17 protein-coding genes are annotated in these 16,725 nt (G+C 56.5%); 1 reads left to right on the forward strand and 16 read right to left on the reverse strand.

Annotated elements, in window-relative coordinates:
- Positions 1 to 14 precede the first annotated feature (14 nt).
- From hisP to pdxB, 15 genes are all read right to left on the reverse strand, one after another.
- On the reverse strand, positions 15 to 788 hold the full coding sequence (gene hisP / locus BMF08_RS19840; RefSeq protein ID WP_072569229.1) for a histidine ABC transporter ATP-binding protein HisP: 774 nt from the start codon (positions 786 to 788) through the stop codon (positions 15 to 17).
- A gap of 7 nt (positions 789 to 795) precedes the next feature.
- Positions 796 to 1,512 carry an ABC transporter permease gene (locus BMF08_RS19845; RefSeq protein WP_072569230.1) on the reverse strand — a complete coding sequence of 239 codons (717 nt, stop codon included), beginning with the start codon at positions 1,510 to 1,512 and terminating at the stop codon, positions 796 to 798.
- Positions 1,509 to 2,195, reverse strand: a complete 687-nt coding sequence (locus BMF08_RS19850) for a histidine ABC transporter permease HisQ (protein ID WP_072569231.1) — start codon at positions 2,193 to 2,195, stop codon at positions 1,509 to 1,511. The genes BMF08_RS19845 and BMF08_RS19850 overlap by 4 nt, the downstream gene beginning before the upstream one ends.
- Before the next feature lie 124 nt (positions 2,196 to 2,319).
- Complete coding sequence (gene hisJ, locus BMF08_RS19855) at positions 2,320 to 3,102, reverse strand: histidine ABC transporter substrate-binding protein HisJ (RefSeq protein WP_072569232.1); 783 nt, start codon at positions 3,100 to 3,102, stop codon at positions 2,320 to 2,322.
- Positions 3,103 to 3,319: 217 nt separating this feature from the next.
- Positions 3,320 to 4,102 carry a lysine/arginine/ornithine ABC transporter substrate-binding protein ArgT gene (argT, locus tag BMF08_RS19860; RefSeq protein ID WP_072569233.1) on the reverse strand — a complete coding sequence of 261 codons (783 nt, stop codon included), beginning with the start codon at positions 4,100 to 4,102 and terminating at the stop codon, positions 3,320 to 3,322.
- A gap of 261 nt (positions 4,103 to 4,363) precedes the next feature.
- Positions 4,364 to 4,945, reverse strand: a complete 582-nt coding sequence (locus tag BMF08_RS19865) for a UbiX family flavin prenyltransferase (RefSeq protein ID WP_072569234.1) — start codon at positions 4,943 to 4,945, stop codon at positions 4,364 to 4,366.
- 97 nt (positions 4,946 to 5,042) lie between these two features.
- Positions 5,043 to 6,560, reverse strand: coding sequence for an amidophosphoribosyltransferase (gene purF / locus BMF08_RS19870; protein WP_072569235.1), 1,518 nt, complete (start codon positions 6,558 to 6,560; stop codon positions 5,043 to 5,045).
- 33 nt (positions 6,561 to 6,593) lie between these two features.
- Entirely contained in the window at positions 6,594 to 7,082 is a 489-nt protein-coding gene (cvpA, locus tag BMF08_RS19875; protein WP_072569236.1) for a colicin V production protein, read from the reverse strand.
- A gap of 266 nt (positions 7,083 to 7,348) precedes the next feature.
- On the reverse strand, positions 7,349 to 8,017 hold the full coding sequence (gene dedD, locus BMF08_RS19880) for a cell division protein DedD (protein ID WP_072569237.1): 669 nt from the start codon (positions 8,015 to 8,017) through the stop codon (positions 7,349 to 7,351).
- Positions 8,007 to 9,275 (reverse strand): bifunctional tetrahydrofolate synthase/dihydrofolate synthase, encoded by a 1,269-nt coding sequence (gene folC / locus BMF08_RS19885; protein WP_072569238.1) that lies wholly within the window; start codon positions 9,273 to 9,275, stop codon positions 8,007 to 8,009. Before folC ends, dedD begins: the two co-directional genes overlap by 11 nt.
- 68 nt (positions 9,276 to 9,343) lie before the next feature.
- Complete coding sequence (gene accD / locus BMF08_RS19890) at positions 9,344 to 10,258, reverse strand: acetyl-CoA carboxylase, carboxyltransferase subunit beta (protein ID WP_072569239.1); 915 nt, start codon at positions 10,256 to 10,258, stop codon at positions 9,344 to 9,346.
- 103 nt (positions 10,259 to 10,361) lie between these two features.
- Positions 10,362 to 11,021 (reverse strand): DedA family protein, encoded by a 660-nt coding sequence (locus BMF08_RS19895; RefSeq protein ID WP_072569240.1) that lies wholly within the window; start codon positions 11,019 to 11,021, stop codon positions 10,362 to 10,364.
- Positions 11,022 to 11,046: 25 nt separating this feature from the next.
- Positions 11,047 to 11,859 carry a tRNA pseudouridine(38-40) synthase TruA gene (truA, locus tag BMF08_RS19900; protein WP_072569241.1) on the reverse strand — a complete coding sequence of 271 codons (813 nt, stop codon included), beginning with the start codon at positions 11,857 to 11,859 and terminating at the stop codon, positions 11,047 to 11,049.
- Positions 11,859 to 12,872 carry an aspartate-semialdehyde dehydrogenase gene (locus BMF08_RS19905; RefSeq protein ID WP_072569242.1) on the reverse strand — a complete coding sequence of 338 codons (1,014 nt, stop codon included), beginning with the start codon at positions 12,870 to 12,872 and terminating at the stop codon, positions 11,859 to 11,861. Before BMF08_RS19905 ends, truA begins: the two co-directional genes overlap by 1 nt.
- A gap of 67 nt (positions 12,873 to 12,939) precedes the next feature.
- A complete protein-coding gene (gene pdxB / locus BMF08_RS19910) occupies positions 12,940 to 14,076 on the reverse strand; it encodes a 4-phosphoerythronate dehydrogenase PdxB (protein ID WP_072569243.1) in 1,137 nt (378 codons plus the stop codon).
- Positions 14,077 to 14,180: 104 nt separating this feature from the next.
- On the opposite strand from pdxB, the gene flk reads away from it, so the two are divergent.
- Complete coding sequence (gene flk, locus BMF08_RS19915) at positions 14,181 to 15,188, forward strand: flagella biosynthesis regulator Flk (protein ID WP_072569496.1); 1,008 nt, start codon at positions 14,181 to 14,183, stop codon at positions 15,186 to 15,188.
- Positions 15,189 to 15,233: 45 nt separating this feature from the next.
- Here the strand turns inward: flk and BMF08_RS19920 are convergent, their stop codons facing one another.
- On the reverse strand, positions 15,234 to 16,664 hold the full coding sequence (locus BMF08_RS19920) for a 6-phospho-beta-glucosidase (protein ID WP_072569244.1): 1,431 nt from the start codon (positions 16,662 to 16,664) through the stop codon (positions 15,234 to 15,236).
- Positions 16,665 to 16,725 lie beyond the last annotated feature (61 nt).

Below are 16,725 nucleotides of genomic sequence, written 5' to 3' on the forward strand. Positions count from 1 at the left end.
ATGAGGGGGCCGGTTTACTTCAGCGATCCTTTAAGGAACTGCTGCAAACGCGGGCTTTTCGGGTTGTCGAACAGCTCGGCAGGGGTGCCCTCTTCTTCAATTTTCCCCTGATGCAGGAAAATCACGTGGGAAGATACATGGCGGGCAAAGCCCATTTCGTGGGTGACCACCACCATGGTTTTGCCCTCTTCCGCCAGCTGCTGCATGATGCGCAGCACTTCGCCCACCAGCTCAGGATCCAGCGCCGAGGTTGGCTCGTCGAACAATAACACTTCCGGCTCCATCGCCAGCGCGCGGGCAATGGACACGCGCTGCTGCTGACCGCCGGACAGGTGCACCGGATATTTCCCCTGAGCGCGCTCGTCGATGCCGACTTTCGCCAGATATTTCACCGCCCGCTCGCGGGATTCCTGCTTGCTCAGCCCCAGCACCTGAATGGGCGCTTCCATGACGTTTTCCAGCACCGTCATGTGGCTCCACAGGTTGAAATGCTGGAACACCATGGTCAGGCGGGTACGCAGCAGGCGCAGCTGATTTTTATCGGCCACCTTCAATTGACCGTCTTTATCGCGCACCAGCGTGATGTTCTGCCCGCTGACCACGATCGTCCCTTCGCTCGGTTTTTCGAGGAAGTTAATGCAGCGTAAAAAGGTACTTTTACCGGAGCCGGAGGAGCCGATAATGGTGATCACATCGCCCGCATTCGCCTTCAACGATACGCCTTTCAGCACTTCGTGTTCGCCGTAGTGTTTGTGTAGATCGGTAACGTTTAGTTTGTTCTCAGACATCGTATTCTCAGTGCGTCGAAGAAGGTTTCACATGCTGTAACCAGCGCTTTTCCGCTTTGCGGAACAGACTGATCAGCACATAAGAGATAATCAGATACAGCACCGCCGCCAGCCCAAAGGCGGTAAAGGGCTGATAGGTCGCCGAGTTAATATCACGGGCAATCTTCAGCAGATCCGGCACGGTGGCGGTAAAGGCCAGCGCTGTGGAGTGCAGCATGAGGATCACTTCGTTGCTGTAGGCGGGCAGCGCAATACGCAGCGCCGACGGCAGAATGATGCAGCGATACATTTTCACCTGGGAAAAGCCGTACGCCCGCGCCGCTTCAATTTCCCCGTGCGGCACCGAGCGGATAGCGCCGGCGAAAATCTCAGTGGTATAGGCGCAGGTATTGAGCGTCAGCGCCAGCACCGTACAGTTCAGGCCGCTGCGGAAAAAGGCGTTCAGCAGCTCCGTACCCTTCACCACTTCCAGGGTGTACATACCGGAGTAGAACACCAGCAGTTGTACGTAGAGCGGCGTGCCGCGGAAAATATAGGTAAACAGCCAGATCGGGAACCAGATAAATTTGTTGCTGGAAACGCGTCCGATAGCCAGAAACAGCGCCAGAATGCCGCCCATTACCACGGAGGAGATCAACAGCCACAGGGTGATCGCCACGCCCGTTAAGCGATAGCCGTCCGTCCACAGCAGGGATTGCCAGTACTCCTGAATAATCTCGATCACAGGTCAGCCCTCTTCACACCCACGGAGTAGCGACGTTCGAGCAGAAGCAGCACACCATTGGAGACAGTGGTAAACACCAGATAAATTAATCCGCACACTACCGCGAAATAGAACGGCTCCCAGGTGCTTTTCCCGGCCAGCTGCGTGGCTTTTACCACGTCTTCCAGACCCAGCAGCGATACCAGCGCGGTGGCTTTTAAAATCACCTGCCAGTTGTTACCGATGCCCGGCAGCGCGTAACGCATCATCGCCGGGAACAGAATACGGCGAAAGATCTGCGATCCGGTAAAACCGAAGGCGGTCGCCGCCTCAATATGCCCTTTCGGCACCGCCATAAACGCGCCGCGGAAGGTTTCGGTAAAATAAGCGCCGTAGATAAAGCCGAGGGTGATGATACCGGCCACCATCGGATCGATATCGATCTGCCCCATGCCAATGGCTTCGGTAACGCTGTTAATGGCAATTTGCAGACCGTAGAAGATCAGCAGCATCAGCACCAGATCCGGCACGCCGCGGATCAGCGTGGTGTAGCCTTCGAAGATGATGCGCAGCAGGCGGTTGCCGGAAAGCTTGCCCCCGGCCCCTGCCAGACCAATCGCCACCGCCAGCACTACGGAACTGAGCGCCAGCTCCAGCGTAACGATAGCGCCCTGTAAAATTACCTGTGAAAACCCGTACAGCATGCAGCCTGTGTCCTGTGTGTGTTGATGCCGGATGGCGGCTTCGCCTGATCCGGCCTACGAAATGCGCTCACCGCGTAGGCCGGATAAGACGCGTCAGCGACGCCATCCGGCGACCTGATAGCGATCAGCCACCGTAAACGTCAAAATCAAAATACTTCTTCGCCAGTTTTTCGTAGGTGCCATCGGCGCGCATCTCCGCGAAAGCTTTGTTCAGCGCTTCACGCAGTTCGGTATCGTCTTTACGCACGCCCATGCCGGTGCCGACGCCAAACAGTTTTTCATCTTTCACTGACGGGCCGCCGAATTTATAAGCGCTACCGACCTTCGTTTTCAGGAAGCCTTCGCTGGCGGCGACTTCATCCTGGAAAGCGGCGTCAATGCGGCCTGCGGTCAGGTCAGCGTAGATATTGTCCTGGCCCTGATAGGAGACGATTTCCACGCCCTTCGGTGCCCAGTGCACATTACCGTAAGTTTCCTGGGTGGTGCCCTGCAATACGCCCACGCGCTTGCCCTGCAACTTCGCCAGTTCTGGCACGATATCAGAATCTTTTGCCACTACCAGACGGGAATCTGCCGCATAGAGCTTGTCGGTAAAGGCAATCTCCTGCTGGCGTTTTTCGGTAATCGACAGCGACGACATAATGGCGTCGATTTTCTTCGCTTTCAGCGACGGGATCAGCGCATCCAGCGGGTTCTCAATGAAGGTACATTGCGTATTAATACGTTTACAGAGTTCTTTTGCCAGATCGATGTCGAAACCAACTAATTCACCCTGTGCATTTTTCGATTCAAAGGGCGCGTAAGTCGGATCGGTACCGATACGAAGTTTTTGCGGAATGGCAGCGAAAGCGCCGGAGATACTGGAAACAGCGAACACCAGAGAAAGAGATAACACCAGTTTTTTCATATTTATCCTCAACAGCCTGACTTTCCAGGGGGATTTGTTAAATGAAGTTGACTGGTATCGTGCCATTGTTCGCCCCGACAAGGCAAAATATTCTGTAACAAGTTACGCTTTTTTTTGCATCGCTTTTGCTTAACTATGCATGAATGCTCCATTGCGGTGCATGAAACGCACCACGCTGAAGCATTCATGTCAGTTATGCACCACGGCGCAACAGGTATCAGTCGCCGTAGACGTTAAAGTTAAAGTATTTTTTCGCCAGCTTGTCGTAAGTGCCGTCTTTGCGGATCTCATCAAACGCTTTATCGAACGCAGCTTTCAGCTCGGCGTCGTCTTTGCGCAGACCAATACCGGTGCCGTCGCCGAAATATTTTTTGTCTTTCACTGAAGCGCCCGCGAAGTCGAAGGTTTTACCGGCTGGCTGCTTGAGGAAGCCTTCGCTGGCGGCCACTTCATCCTGGAAGGCGGCGTCAATACGGCCTGCGGTCAGGTCGGAATAAATTAGATCCTGGTTCTGGTAGGCCACAACGTCGACGCCTTTGCTGCGCCAGTTGTCATTTGCATAGGCTTCCTGGGTGGAACCCTGTAGCACGCCCACGTGTTTGCCTTTCAGCGAATCGGTGGTCGGCTGGATGGGCGAGCCTTTCACCGCGATCAGACGGGCGTTAGCAGCGTACAGCGGCTGGGAGAAGGCGATTTCCTGTAAACGTTTTTCGGTGATCGACAGAGACGAAATAATCGCGTCGATTTTCTTCGCTTTCAGGGAGGGGATCAGCGCATCAAAATCGCTGCCGACCCAGGTGCATTTCACTTTGATACGGGTGCACATCTCGTTGCCAAGATCGATATCAAAACCCACGAAGTCCCCTTTCGCATCCTTGGATGAGAATGGCGCGTAGGTGGCGTCCGTACCAATGCGCACGGTCTGCGGCAGTGCGGCGTTAACGCTGGCGACACCGGACAGGCCCAGCAGTAAAGACAGAGCAACAACCGTCTTCTTCATACATTCCCCTCAAGTTTTCTGATTTTATTATGTATTGCGTTGTGTTGTGTGTTTGCTACCCGTCAATGCTTGCATGTCTTATGCCAGTTTGTTGCCGCTGCGATTTACCGCGTTGAGTATGTTAACAAAAGGTTGCAATACTGACGTACAGTGAAAGATAGCAGGTCTGCCGACACACTCGCGGGTTACAAACCGAAAACGGGGATTAAATGTCGAGGATATGATCGCGCTTGCAGAATTGCCCCTTAACGGGGCAGCGCACTACTTTGAGGCATTGCCGCCCGGCCAGCGGGTGAAAAGATCGGCGGGCAGTTCAATATCAAACTGATCCAGCACGCGGTTCACCGTCTGATTAATCACATCATCCAGCGTCTGCGGACGATGATAGAACGCCGGAACAGGCGGCATGATCACTGCGCCTATTTCAGCGGCCTGGGTCATGAGACGCAGATGTCCAAGATGCAGCGGCGTTTCACGCACGCAGAGCACCAGCGGACGTCGCTCTTTCAGCACCACGTCAGCGGCGCGGGTGACCAGGCTGTCGGTATAGCTGTGTACGATGCCGGAGAGGGTTTTGATCGAGCATGGCAGAATGACCATGCCAGCGGTTTTAAACGAGCCGGAGGAGATAGTGGCGGCGATATCGCGGGAGTCATGCACTACATCCGCCAGCGCCTGCACATCTTTAACTGAGAGATCGGTTTCCAGCGCCAGGGTCTGGCGGGCGGCATTACTCATCACCAGATGGGTTTCCACCCCGGCAACATCCCGCAGAACCTGTAATAAACGCACGCCGTAAATGGCGCCGCTGGCCCCGGAGATCCCTACTATGAGTCGTTTCATGTCCATCGCCCTTTCGCTAATTTGCTGAGGACTTTGCAGGATTTTGGCGGGAGTTGCAACAGCCCTCTCCCGGTGAGAGAGGGCCGGAGTGAGGGCGTTATCCCTCGTTATGCATCTCTAAACTTTCCACTTCGTTCTGACGCAGCAGCGCTTTGGTATCGTCATTACGCACGGCGTCGAGATAGTCGAGATACTGCTGATCCACGTCTTTGGTGACGTAGACGCCGTTGAACACCGAGCATTCAAACTGCTGAATATCCGGGTTCTCGGCGCGCACCGCGTCGATGAGATCGTTCAGATCCTGGAAAATCAGGCCGTCGGCACCGATGATCTGGCGAATTTCATCCACTTCGCGACCGTGAGCGATCAGCTCATTGGCGGTCGGCATGTCGATGCCGTAGACGTTCGGGAAACGAATTTCAGGCGCGGCGGAGGCCAGGTACACTTTCTTCGCACCGGCTTCGCGGGCCATCTCGATGATCTGCTCGGAAGTGGTACCGCGCACGATGGAGTCGTCCACCAGCAGCACATTCTTGTCACGGAATTCCGCGCGGTTGGCGTTCAGCTTACGGCGCACAGACTTACGGCGCAGCTGCTGACCCGGCATGATAAAGGTACGGCCAACGTAACGGTTTTTCACGAAGCCCTGGCGGTACGGCTTATCCAGAATACGGGCGATTTCCAGCGCGATATCGCAGGAGGTTTCCGGGATCGGGATGACCACGTCAATATCCAGATCTTCCCATTCGCGGGCAATTTTCTCGCCCAGCTTTTTACCCATATTCACACGGGCGCTGTACACGGAAATCTTGTCGATAAAGGAATCCGGACGGGAGAAATAGACATACTCGAACAGGCACGGATTGCTGACCGGGTTTTCCGCGCACTGACGGGTGAACAGCTGGCCTTTTTCGGTGATGTACACCGCTTCGCCAGGCGCCACGTCGCGCAGGAATTCAAAGCCCAGCGTATCTAACGCCACGCTCTCCGACGCCACCATGTATTCGGTGCGGCCATCGGCGAGATCGCGTTTACCAAGCACCAGCGGACGAATACCGTTTGGATCGCGGAAGGCGACCATACCGTGACCGATGATCATCGCCACGCAGGCATAGGCCCCGCGGATCTGACGGTTGGTGGCGGCAACAGCGGCAAAAATGTTATCCGCTTCTAACGGGTAGTGGCGGAAGTTATCCAGCTCGCTGGCAAAAATATTGAGCAGGATTTCAGAATCGGAGGTGGTGTTAATGTGACGGCGTTTTTCTTCGAACAGACGCTTACGCAGCTCGTGGGCGTTGGTCAGGTTGCCGTTATGGGCAAGCGTGATACCGTACGGAGAGTTAACGTAAAAAGGCTGCGCTTCTGAAGCGCTGGAGCTGCCCGCAGTCGGATAACGCACATGGCCAATACCCATGTTCCCCTGCAGGCGCTGCATATGGCGGGCTTCAAATACATCGTTCACCATGCCGTTCGCTTTACGCAAACGGAAGCAGTTAAGTTCATCAATGGTGATAATGCCTGCGGCGTCCTGACCACGGTGCTGCAACACCGACAATGCATCATAAATCGACTGGTTAACCGGCATGAAACCGGCGATACCGACAATACCGCACATACGTATATTCCTCGTTAAGCCACATCTCAGGACTTACGCCCTGGGCAAGAAACTTGACGAGCTTTGCAGATAGTCAAAGAACCATCTGATGATAAAACTAAACTGCGGGATCAGCTGCGACTTTTGCCAGTCTTCGCTTTTGGAAAAGCCGGTAAAGGTGTCGAGAAAGAACAGAATGGCGGCGACAATCAGCGCACCGCGCAGCGCACCGAAGCAAATCCCCAACACCCGGTCAGTACCCGACAGGCCGGTTTTCTCGACAAGCTGACTGATAACATAGTTAACAATAGCGCCGACGATCAGCGTCGCGATAAACAGCACCGCGATAGCAATCCCATTTCGAACCAGTTCGTCTTCAAAGCCCGTGAACCAGACAGACAGGTAAGTGTAGTAATGACTGGCGACAAAGAAAGCACAACCCCATGTCACCAGCGACAACGCTTCACGAACAAAGCCGCGGATAAGGCTAACCAGACAGGAAAAACCAATTACCGCGATGATGGCGTAATCAATCCAGACCATATGTGTCCCACGATTAATCGCCCTGTCATCCAGTTCGGGGCGAATTCTAACAGAAAAAGAAAACGTTTGCGTAGGGATTTCCTTCCCGCGCGTAAATAAAAATGGCGCTGAAAAAATCTTCAACGCCAGCACAGGCCTGGCCTCTGCGGGCCGGGTTTTTGTGCGTTTTTTCTCCCCTCACCCCGGCCCTCTCCCCAGGGAGAGGGGGAAGGAAGTCCGCGAACGGTTCCCTCTCCCCCCGGGAGAGGGTTAGGGTGAGGGGAAAATCAGTTCGGGGTATAACCCATCACCACGCCGCTTAAGCCGGAGATCTGCTTCAGCTCGCCAAGGGATCCCTTAAGCTTATCTTTCGAGGCGTCCGGGCCGACCAGAATACGGGTGATTTTACCCTGCACCGGCGTGCCCGGAATAGTGAATACCCGATAACCCGCGCTGCGCAGTTTGCCGGTCACTTCATTAACCTTATCGGCATTCTTCAGCGCCCCCAGCTGCACGACATACGCCTTACCCGTCGGCGCAGGCTTCTCTTCTTCGGCCTGCTTCGACGGCGTCGTGGCTGCCTGTTGCTGAGCGGTATCGCGCTGCGGTTTTGGTTTTTCCACCGGCTTAGGTTTAGGTGTTACCACCGGCTGCGGGTCAATATCCATTTCAGGATTGTTGGCCGCCTGACGCGAGGCCTCCAGCGACGGCGCTGCGGCGTTGCCCGCCCGCACTTCTTCAGCCGCGCCTTCCGGCGGCTGTGCCGGAAGCGCCTGCGTGGCCGCCGGCAGCATGTCCGGCTCGTCGCGATCGCCGGGTTTTGGCACCAGCGGGATCGCCGCAAACTCATCCTGGTAATGTTTTTTCTGCCCGTCCAGCAGCCCCGGCAGCACAATCACGCCCAGCGCCACCAGCACAATGGTGCCCATTAAACGGTTCTGAAACTTACTCGCCACCGGTTCTCCCCGCGTCCATCGCTTCCATGACATGTGCTACGGTGTGGAAGGAACCACACACCAGCACGGTATCTTCTGGTCTGGCATCCGCCATTGCCGCCCGCCACGCCTGTTCGACGCTGGCAAAGGCGCTGCCGCCGTTAAGGTGCGTCAGCAGCTGTTCTGCCGTCGCGCCCCGCGGCCCTTCCAGAGGGGCACAATACCAGCTATCGACCTGGCTCTCCAGACAGGCAAGCGTTCCGGCAATATCTTTATCATGCAGCATGCCGACCACCGCCAGCACGCGTCCGCTTTTCGGCAACGCTGCCAGGCGTCCGGCCAGATAAGCCGCCGCATGAGGATTGTGCGCCACATCCAGAATCACGCGCGGCGACTGGCTCACTATCTGGAAACGTCCCGGTAAAATCGCTTTCGCAATGCCGTCGCGGATCGCCGTCTCGCTGATATTCAGGCCGCTGGCACGCAGGGCAGCCAGCGCGGTTGCCGCGTTGGGCTGCGGCACCTGCGGTAACGGCAGGCCAGTCAGCTCGCCCTGAGCATCGCGAAAACGCCAGCGGTCGCCCGTGACCTCATACTGCCAGTCGGCATCGCGGCGCAGCAGGTGCGCGCCCTTCTCGCGTGCGACATCGGCGATGCTCTGCGGCATATCCGGCTCGCCGACCACCGCCGGTCTGCCCGCCCGGAAGACACCGGCTTTTTCGCGGCCAATGCTCTCGCGATCCGGCCCCAGCCAGTCGGTATGATCCAGCGCGATGCTGGTCACCACGGCGACATCCGCATCGACAATGTTGGTGGCGTCAAGACGCCCGCCGAGGCCGACTTCGAGGATCACCACATCAAGCGCCGCCTCTTTGAACAGCCACAGCGCCGACAGCGTGCCATATTCGAAATAGGTTAAGGAGGTATCTCCCCGCGCAACTTCGATGGCGGCGAACGAGCGGGTGTGATCGCTTTCTGCCAGCTCTTCGCCCTGCACGCGCACGCGCTCGGTGTAGCGTACTAAATGCGGCGAACTGTAAACCCCTACCCGTAGCCCCGCCGCCAGCAGCACAGACTCCAGCGTACGGCAGGTGGTGCCCTTGCCGTTGGTACCGGCCACGGTAAAGACAAAAGGCGCAGGTTTGAGCACGTCGAGCGTAGCCGCCACGGTCTGAACGCGCGCAAGTCCCATATCAATGGTTTTACTGTGCAGGTTTTCCAGATAAGAAAGCCACGTGGCCAGGGGCGACGTGGCTTGAGGAATGCTTTTCGTTTCCATGATGCCCGGCTTGAATGCAGTTGAAAAAGTAAAAAGGCAGAGCACCTGCGCTCTGCCCTTCGATTTTATCAGGCTTCGTTTTCCTGATCGGGTACCGGCGGCACCACGATGCTTTCACGCGGCGCATCCGGGTTTGGCGTCGGCAGATTCATCAGCTTCGCCAGAATGCTCGCCAGCTTCAGGCGCAGTTCCGGACGACGCACGATCATATCGATAGCGCCTTTTTCAATCAGGAACTCACTGCGCTGGAAGCCCGGCGGCAGTTTTTCGCGCACGGTCTGTTCAATAACGCGTGGACCGGCAAAGCCGATCAGCGCTTTCGGTTCCGCGATGTTCAGATCGCCCAGCATCGCGAAGCTCGCGGAGACGCCGCCCATGGTCGGGTCGGTCAGCACGGAGATATACGGCAGACCGCGCTCCTGCATCTTCGCCAGCGCCGCAGAGGTTTTCGCCATCTGCATCAGCGACATCAATGCTTCCTGCATACGCGCGCCACCGGAAGCGGAGAAACAGATCAGCGGGCAATTGTCTTCCAGCGCCTGTTCAACCGCGCGAACAAAGCGAGCACCAACCACGGAACCCATGGAACCGCCCATAAAGGCGAATTCAAACGCCGCAGCGACGACCGGCATACCATGCAGCGTGCCTTTCATCACCACCAGCGCGTCTTTCTCACCGGTTTCTTTCTGGGCAGACGTCAGACGGTCTTTGTACTTTTTGGAATCACGGAACTTCAGCACATCTTTCGGCTCAAGTTCGCTACCCAGTTCCACCATCGATCCTTCATCCATCAGGCTATGCAGGCGGTTACGCGCTGACATACGCATGTGGTGATCGCATTTCGGGCAGACCTCAAGGTTACGCTCCAGTTCGGCACGGTAAAGCACCTGACCGCAGCTGTCACATTTGGTCCACACTCCCTCAGGAATGCTTGCCTTGCGGGTGGGGGTAATATTGCTTTTAATTCGTTCAATCCAGCTCATTGATGACCTTTATGCATGAACCTGGTAGCCCATAAATGGGGCACATTAAAACATAACGCTCGGCAACTTGGGACAAAAAAGTGGTCGAACCGCTGACGGGTTCTTATTTTGTCTGTCGGGCTGCTGCGCGTCGGTGACGAATAATTTCGATTACGCCTGGCAGGATCGAGAGCACGATAATTGCCACGATAAGCAATTTCAGGTTCTCCTGCACAACGGGCAGATCACCGAACAGGTAGCCGGCGTAGGTGAACAGTAACACCCACAACAGCGCGCCGATGACGTTATAGGCCGCGAAGTGACGATACGACATATGCCCCATTCCCGCCACAAAGGGCGCGAAAGTTCTGACGATAGGCACAAATCGCGCCAGGATAATCGTCTTGCCACCGTGCTTATCGTAAAACGCATGGGTTTTATCAAGATAGCTGCGACGGAAGATTTTTGAGTTCGGATTGCTGAACAGCTTTTCGCCGAACAGCCGTCCAATGGTGTAGTTCACCGCATCGCCAAGGATAGCGGCCACAATCATCAGCGTCACCATCAGGTGCACGTTTAGATCGTTCGTCGGCAGAGCGGAGAGCGCCCCTGCGACAAACAGCAGCGAATCACCCGGTAAAAACGGCGTCACTACCAGTCCTGTTTCGCAAAACAGGATCAGGAACAGGATGGCGTAAATCCAGACGCCGTACTGCGCGACCAGCTCAGCCAGGTGCACATCAATGTGTAAAATAAAATCAATGAGAAAATAAATGAGGTCCATGTCTTACGCCTTTGTCTGAATGCATTTAGTCCGCTAAAAACAGCGGACCCATTGGCGGGCGCGGCAGATCGAAGCGGTCGGGATAATCCACCGCCACCAGATACAACCCTTCCGCTTTCGCCGTTGCTGCCGCGAGCGTTCTGTCCTTCGCCGCCAGCAGTTCTGCTATCCAGCTCTCCGGCTGGTTGTTGGCGCCTACTTCCATCAGGCTGCCGACAATATTCCTGACCATATGATGTACAAAGGCATTGGCTTTGATATCGACCACCACATATGCACCGTAACGCGCCACGTTAATGTGCATCACGTTTCGCCACGGCGTGCGCGACTGGCACTGAACCGCCCGAAACGAGGTAAAGTCATTTTCCCCTATCAGCGCCTGGGCCGCACGATGCATCCGATCGGCATCCAGAGGATGATAGTAGTGAGTGACGCCGCGCCCCAGCACGGCAGGGCGCAAACGATGATTGTAGATGACGTAGCGGTAACGGCGAGCCGTGGCGCTAAAACGTGCATGAAAATCATCGGGCACATTTTTTACCCAGCGCACCGCGATGTCACCAGGTAAATTCGCATTTACGCCCAGCGTCCAGGCCGCATCTTTGCGCTGTACGCTGGTTTCGAAATGCACCACCTGCCCGGTGCCGTGCACCCCGGCGTCAGTACGCCCGGCGCAAAACACCGTGATCGGCTCATCCGCCACTTTCGAGAGCGCGGTTTCCAGCTTTTCCTGTACGCTGCGTACTTCGTTCTGCCGCTGCCAGCCGTAATACTTACTGCCGTCGTACTCAATGCCGAGCGCAATCTTGCTGACGGGCTTTGCCTGCGCGTCGGACATTAGTACATGTACTCCTGCACCAGCTTCTCGGCGATTTTCACCGCCATCAGCGCGCCGCCAAAACGGACGTTATCGGCCACCGACCAGAACTGGATCTGCTCCGGCATGCCGTAATCGTTATGCACACAGCCCACGGAAAGCTGCGGATTGCCGGAAGCGTCGCCCACCTGGGTCGGGAAGTCGTTAGCCGGGGACAGCGCAATATCTTCGCCGCGCTCGAAGGCATCGCGGGCTTCTTCCGCCGCCAGCGGACGCAGCCCTTCAAAGCTGACCATCTGCGCCAGACCGTAGAATACCGGCGAACGTACACAGTTAACGGAGATCATCAGGCCATCGTCCTGGAGGATTTTACGCACCTGATCCACCACCACACGGGCTTCACGCACGCTGCCCTGGCTGTCCGGCAGCATCGGCAGCATGTTGAACGCCAGCTGGCGGCCAAAGAAATCGTCCTCATCAACGGGAATGCCGTTGAGCAGTTTTGCGCTCTGCCCTGCCAGCGCATCCACGGCGACTTTGCCCTGGGAGGACGCAGACAGCAGGCTGGTCACGGCGATACGCGACAGGCCGCCTTCATCGATCAGCGGCTTAAGGGCGGTCAGCAGCTGGCTGGTGAGGCTGTCCGCCACCGCCACGATATTACGGTTACGGTAATCTGCCAGCACGAACGGATTGACGTCCGGGACCACCAGCGGCACGTCCGGCTCCATTGCGAACAGACCGCTGGCGTCGATCACCAGACAACCGGAGTTGGTGGCTTCCTCAATGTAACGGGCTGAGGCTTCAGGCCCGGCCACGAAGAACGCCAGCTGCGCCTGCGTCCAGTCGAATTCTTCGGCATCGGTCACGTAGACCGTTTTGCTGTTATAGCGCAGGGCCTTACCGGCGCTTTCACTGCGCGCCAGGGCGAAAATCTCGCCTGTGGGGAATTCGCGCTCTGCAAGAGTTTCGAGAAGCGCTTCGCCTACGGCGCCGGTGGCGCCCAGGATGGCAATATTCCAGCCTTCAGACATGGTGGTTTACTCCAGACAATAGCAATACGCTCCCCTGCCCGCAGGCGGGAGAGCGACAGAAAATGAGTTAGCGTGTCGGGTGATGAACGGCGTTAAAGCCGAGCTGTTGCAGTAAGGTCGCGGCCTGTGCGTCATCACACTGGATGTACAGCGAAGACCACTCGCGACGCTCAAGATAATTTTTGCGCAGCTTGTCAAATTCACCCGGAATGCCCGCCACTTTTCGCAGTGGCGCATCATCGCGGCGCACATCATACACTAAATGCACCAGTCGTTTCAGCGTTGGCTCATCAAGCGGGCCGTGCAGCGTGATGCGACCGAATTCCGGGGCGGGCAGCAGGGTATCCAGCGCCACCTGCTGACGCTTGCCGAGAAATTCGCTGTAGGCCTCAAACACCTGGGTGGTGCCGCGCGCTTTGCCTTCCAGCGTGTAACCCGCGATATGGGCGGTGCCGATGTCCACTTTATCGAGCAGCGCGACGTTGAGATCCGGCTCCGGCTCCCAGACATCCAGCACCACGCTGAGATCCTGACCGGCGTTCAGCCGCGCCAGCAGCGCGGTGTTATCCACCACCGGTCCGCGACAGGCGTTGATTAAAATGGTGCCGGGTTTAAGTCTGGCGATCAGCGCCTCATCGGCAAGGTGCAGCGTTTTGTACGGGCCGTCTTTGAACAGCGGCGTGTGGAAGGTAAGGATATCGGCTTCCTGCACCAGCTCGTCCAGCGAACGGAAATCGCCCTCCTCGCCACGGTCGGCGCGCGGCGGATCGCACAATAAGGTGCGCACGCCCAGCGCCTCCAGCCGCGCCTGCAAACGCGAGCCGACGTTGCCCACGCCCACAATGCCGACGGTGCGATCGCGCAGGCTAAAACCATCGCGCTCGCCCAGCATCAGCAGCGCCGAAAAGACATATTCCACCACCGCGATGGCGTTGCAGCCCGGCGCGGCAGAAAAGCCAATGCCCGCCTGCGCAAGCCAGGCGTCATCGACATGATCGGTACCGGCCGTGGCGGTGCCGACAAACTGGATCGCGGTTCCGCTGAGCAGGGATGCATTGACCTTCGTCACCGAGCGCACCATCAGGGCATCGGCATCGTTCAGTTCCGCCACCGGTATCGGGCGGCCTGGGACAGGTTTCACCTCACCCAGACGACTGAACAAATCACGGGCATAAGGCATATTTTCATCAACGAGAATTTTCACGTTCCGGTACCTGTATGATAACGAGAGATAAGCGTGCAAGTGTGCCATAATCTCGCCGCCAGGCATACCGAGAATGCCGACCACCGTTACGAGGATTTTGAATGATGCAACCCATCCAGGGTGTGCCGGTGCGCCCTCCGGGGCAAGACCCAACTCCACCCGCCAGTGCTGCGGGCGAACAACCGCTCTCCTCGCAACAGCGCACCGTGCTGGAGCGCCTGATCACGCGCCTGATCTCTTTAACGCACCAACAGGGCGCGGAAGTATGGGCAGGAGTGAAGCACGATCTGGGCTTAAAAAATGATACCCCGCTGCTGTCGAAACACTTTCCGGCAGCGGAACAGAGCCTGAATCAGCGTCTGGAGAATGCCAGCCAGCAGCACGCTAACCGCCAGGTCCTTTCCCGGCTGACAGAGCTGTTAGGCCAGGGCAACAACCGTCAGGCGGTGAGCGACTTTATCCGCCAGCAGTTCGGCCAGACGGCGTTAAGCCAGCTGTCGCCGGATCAGCTGAAAACGGTGCTGGTGATGCTGCAAAAAGGCGAGCTGAATATTCCGCAGCCTCAGCAGCGCCCTGCTACCGACAGGCCGCTGGTGCCCGCCGAGCACAATGCCCTGAATCAGGCGGTGACTAAGCTGGCGGCCGCGACCGGCGAGTCAGGCAAACAGATCTGGCAGTCGATGCTGGAGCTGTCCGGCGTGAAGACCGGCGAGCTTATTCCGGCGAAACATTTTGCGCCGCTGATGACCTGGCTTCAGGCGCGTCAGACCCTCAGCCTGCAACCCGCGCCGACGCTGCATACCATGCAGGCCGCGCTCAAGCAGCCGATGGACAGCAACGAATGGCAGCATATTCAGGATTATGCCCAGCAGACGTTCCAGCTCACGCCGCAAAGTGTGCTGACCAATGCCCAGGTGCAGGATCTGCTTAATTTTGTCTTCCTGCGTCGTACCGAGCGCGCGCAGGAAACGCTGGAAGTGCGCGATATACAGCCGATTTACAGCCCGCTGTTCGCGCCGGTGATGGAAACGGTGAAAACCCTTTCAGCCCGCCCGGGCCTGATGTTTGTTGCCCTGATGGTGGCATTGTTGCTGGTGTGGATCGTCATTTAACGACACCGCCGGGTAGATTTCCCTACCCGGCGTTCTGTTTAGCGCTTACACATTCTCGCCATTACTTTTTATAACGTCGCGATACCAGTCGAAGGATTTCTTCTTACTGCGCGCCAGCGTGCCCTTGCCCTCGTTATCTTTATCGACATAAATAAAACCGTAGCGCTTTTTCATCTCGCCGGTACCGGCAGAGACCAGATCGATACAGCCCCACGGGGTATAACCCATCAGATCCACACCGTCCTCCACCACCGCTTTTTTCATTTCGCGGATATGGTTTTCAAGATACTCGATGCGGTACCGATCGTTTACCGTGCCGTCAGGCTCTTTTTCGTCGATCGCGCCAAAACCGTTCTCGACAATAAACAGCGGCAGCTGATACATATCGTAGAACCAGTTCAGCGAATAACGTAAGCCAACCGGATCGATTTGCCAGCCCCAGTCCGACGCTTTGACATACGGATTTTTCACCAGGCTTTTGGTTTCGTCATAATCGAGCTGCGGATTATCGTCCGTCGCTTTGGTGGCAAAAGACATGTAATAGCTAAAGCCAATATAATCCACACAGCCGCGGGTCAGGATCTGGCGATCCTCATCGGTAATGTCCAGGTTAAAGGCTTTCTGCTCGAAGTAATTTAAAATGTGCTGCGGGTAATAGCCGCGCACATGGACGTCGGTAAACCAGTAGCGGCGATGCATAGCGCGAACCGACATCATCATGTCGTTCGGATCGCAGCTTAACGGATAAATCGGGCACATGGCGATCATGCAGCCGATCTGAAACTGCGGGTTAATGGCGTGGCCCGCTTCCACCGCCAGGGCGCTGGCTACCAGCTCATAATGCGCCGCCTGATACATGATTTTTTCGCGATCTTCACCGGGCTTATAATGCAGGCCGGAGTTAGTGAAGGGGGCAAAATCTTCGTGGAAATTGGCCTGGTTATTTATTTCGTTGAAGGTCATCCAGAATTTCACTTTATTCTGGTAGCGGGTGAATACCGCTCTGGCGAAGCGGACAAAGAATTCGATCACCTGACGATTGCGCCAGCCGCCGTATTCGGTCACCAGATAATAGGGCATTTCAAAATGCGAGAGGGTGATCACCGGTTCGATATTATATTTCAGGCACTCATCAAACAGATCATCATAGAATTGCAGCCCGGCTTCATTTGGCTCCAGCTCATCCCCTTTCGGAAAAATACGTGTCCAGGCAATTGAGGTGCGGAAGCATTTGAATCCCATCTCCGCAAACAGCTTAATGTCTTCTTTATAGCGATGGTAAAAATCGATGCCTTCGTGGTTGGGATAATATTTGCCTTCGATCACCCCTTCGGTGATCTCACGCGGCACGCCATGACGGCCTGCCGTCATCACATCCGCCACGCTGACGCCCTTTCCTCCTTCGCGCCAGCCCCCTTCCAGTTGATGCGCCGCGACCGCGCCGCCCCAGAGAAAATCCGCTTTAAATCCTGGCATGCTTACCCCCTTTTCCGTTGATAACGCAAAGAGAATAACAACGACGCGGCAGCTTTACCGG

The sequence above is a fragment of the Enterobacter sp. SA187 genome (genome assembly GCF_001888805.2).
Taxonomy (GTDB): domain Bacteria; phylum Pseudomonadota; class Gammaproteobacteria; order Enterobacterales; family Enterobacteriaceae; genus Enterobacter_D.

Bases quoted from the DNA above. Each gene is read 5' to 3' on its own strand.
- BMF08_RS19920 (WP_072569244.1), bottom strand. From the start codon at position 16,664: ATGCCAGGATTTAAAGCGGATTTTCTCTGGGGCGGCGCGGTCGCGGCG.
- BMF08_RS19905 (WP_072569242.1), bottom strand. From the start codon at position 12,872: ATGTCTGAAGGCTGGAATATTGCCATCCTGGGCGCCACCGGCGCCGTA.
- BMF08_RS19865 (WP_072569234.1), bottom strand. From the start codon at position 4,945: ATGAAACGACTCATAGTAGGGATCTCCGGGGCCAGCGGCGCCATTTAC.
- purF (WP_072569235.1), bottom strand. From the start codon at position 6,560: ATGTGCGGTATTGTCGGTATCGCCGGTTTCATGCCGGTTAACCAGTCG.
- argT (WP_072569233.1), bottom strand. From the start codon at position 4,102: ATGAAGAAGACGGTTGTTGCTCTGTCTTTACTGCTGGGCCTGTCCGGT.
- folC (WP_072569238.1), bottom strand. From the start codon at position 9,275: ATGGAAACGAAAAGCATTCCTCAAGCCACGTCGCCCCTGGCCACGTGG.
- cvpA (WP_072569236.1), bottom strand. From the start codon at position 7,082: ATGGTCTGGATTGATTACGCCATCATCGCGGTAATTGGTTTTTCCTGT.
- accD (WP_072569239.1), bottom strand. From the start codon at position 10,258: ATGAGCTGGATTGAACGAATTAAAAGCAATATTACCCCCACCCGCAAG.
- BMF08_RS19895 (WP_072569240.1), bottom strand. From the start codon at position 11,021: ATGGACCTCATTTATTTTCTCATTGATTTTATTTTACACATTGATGTG.
- hisJ (WP_072569232.1), bottom strand. From the start codon at position 3,102: ATGAAAAAACTGGTGTTATCTCTTTCTCTGGTGTTCGCTGTTTCCAGT.
- truA (WP_072569241.1), bottom strand. From the start codon at position 11,859: ATGTCCGACGCGCAGGCAAAGCCCGTCAGCAAGATTGCGCTCGGCATT.
- hisP (WP_072569229.1), bottom strand. From the start codon at position 788: ATGTCTGAGAACAAACTAAACGTTACCGATCTACACAAACACTACGGC.
- flk (WP_072569496.1), top strand. From the start codon at position 14,181: ATGCAACCCATCCAGGGTGTGCCGGTGCGCCCTCCGGGGCAAGACCCA.
- BMF08_RS19850 (WP_072569231.1), bottom strand. From the start codon at position 2,195: ATGCTGTACGGGTTTTCACAGGTAATTTTACAGGGCGCTATCGTTACG.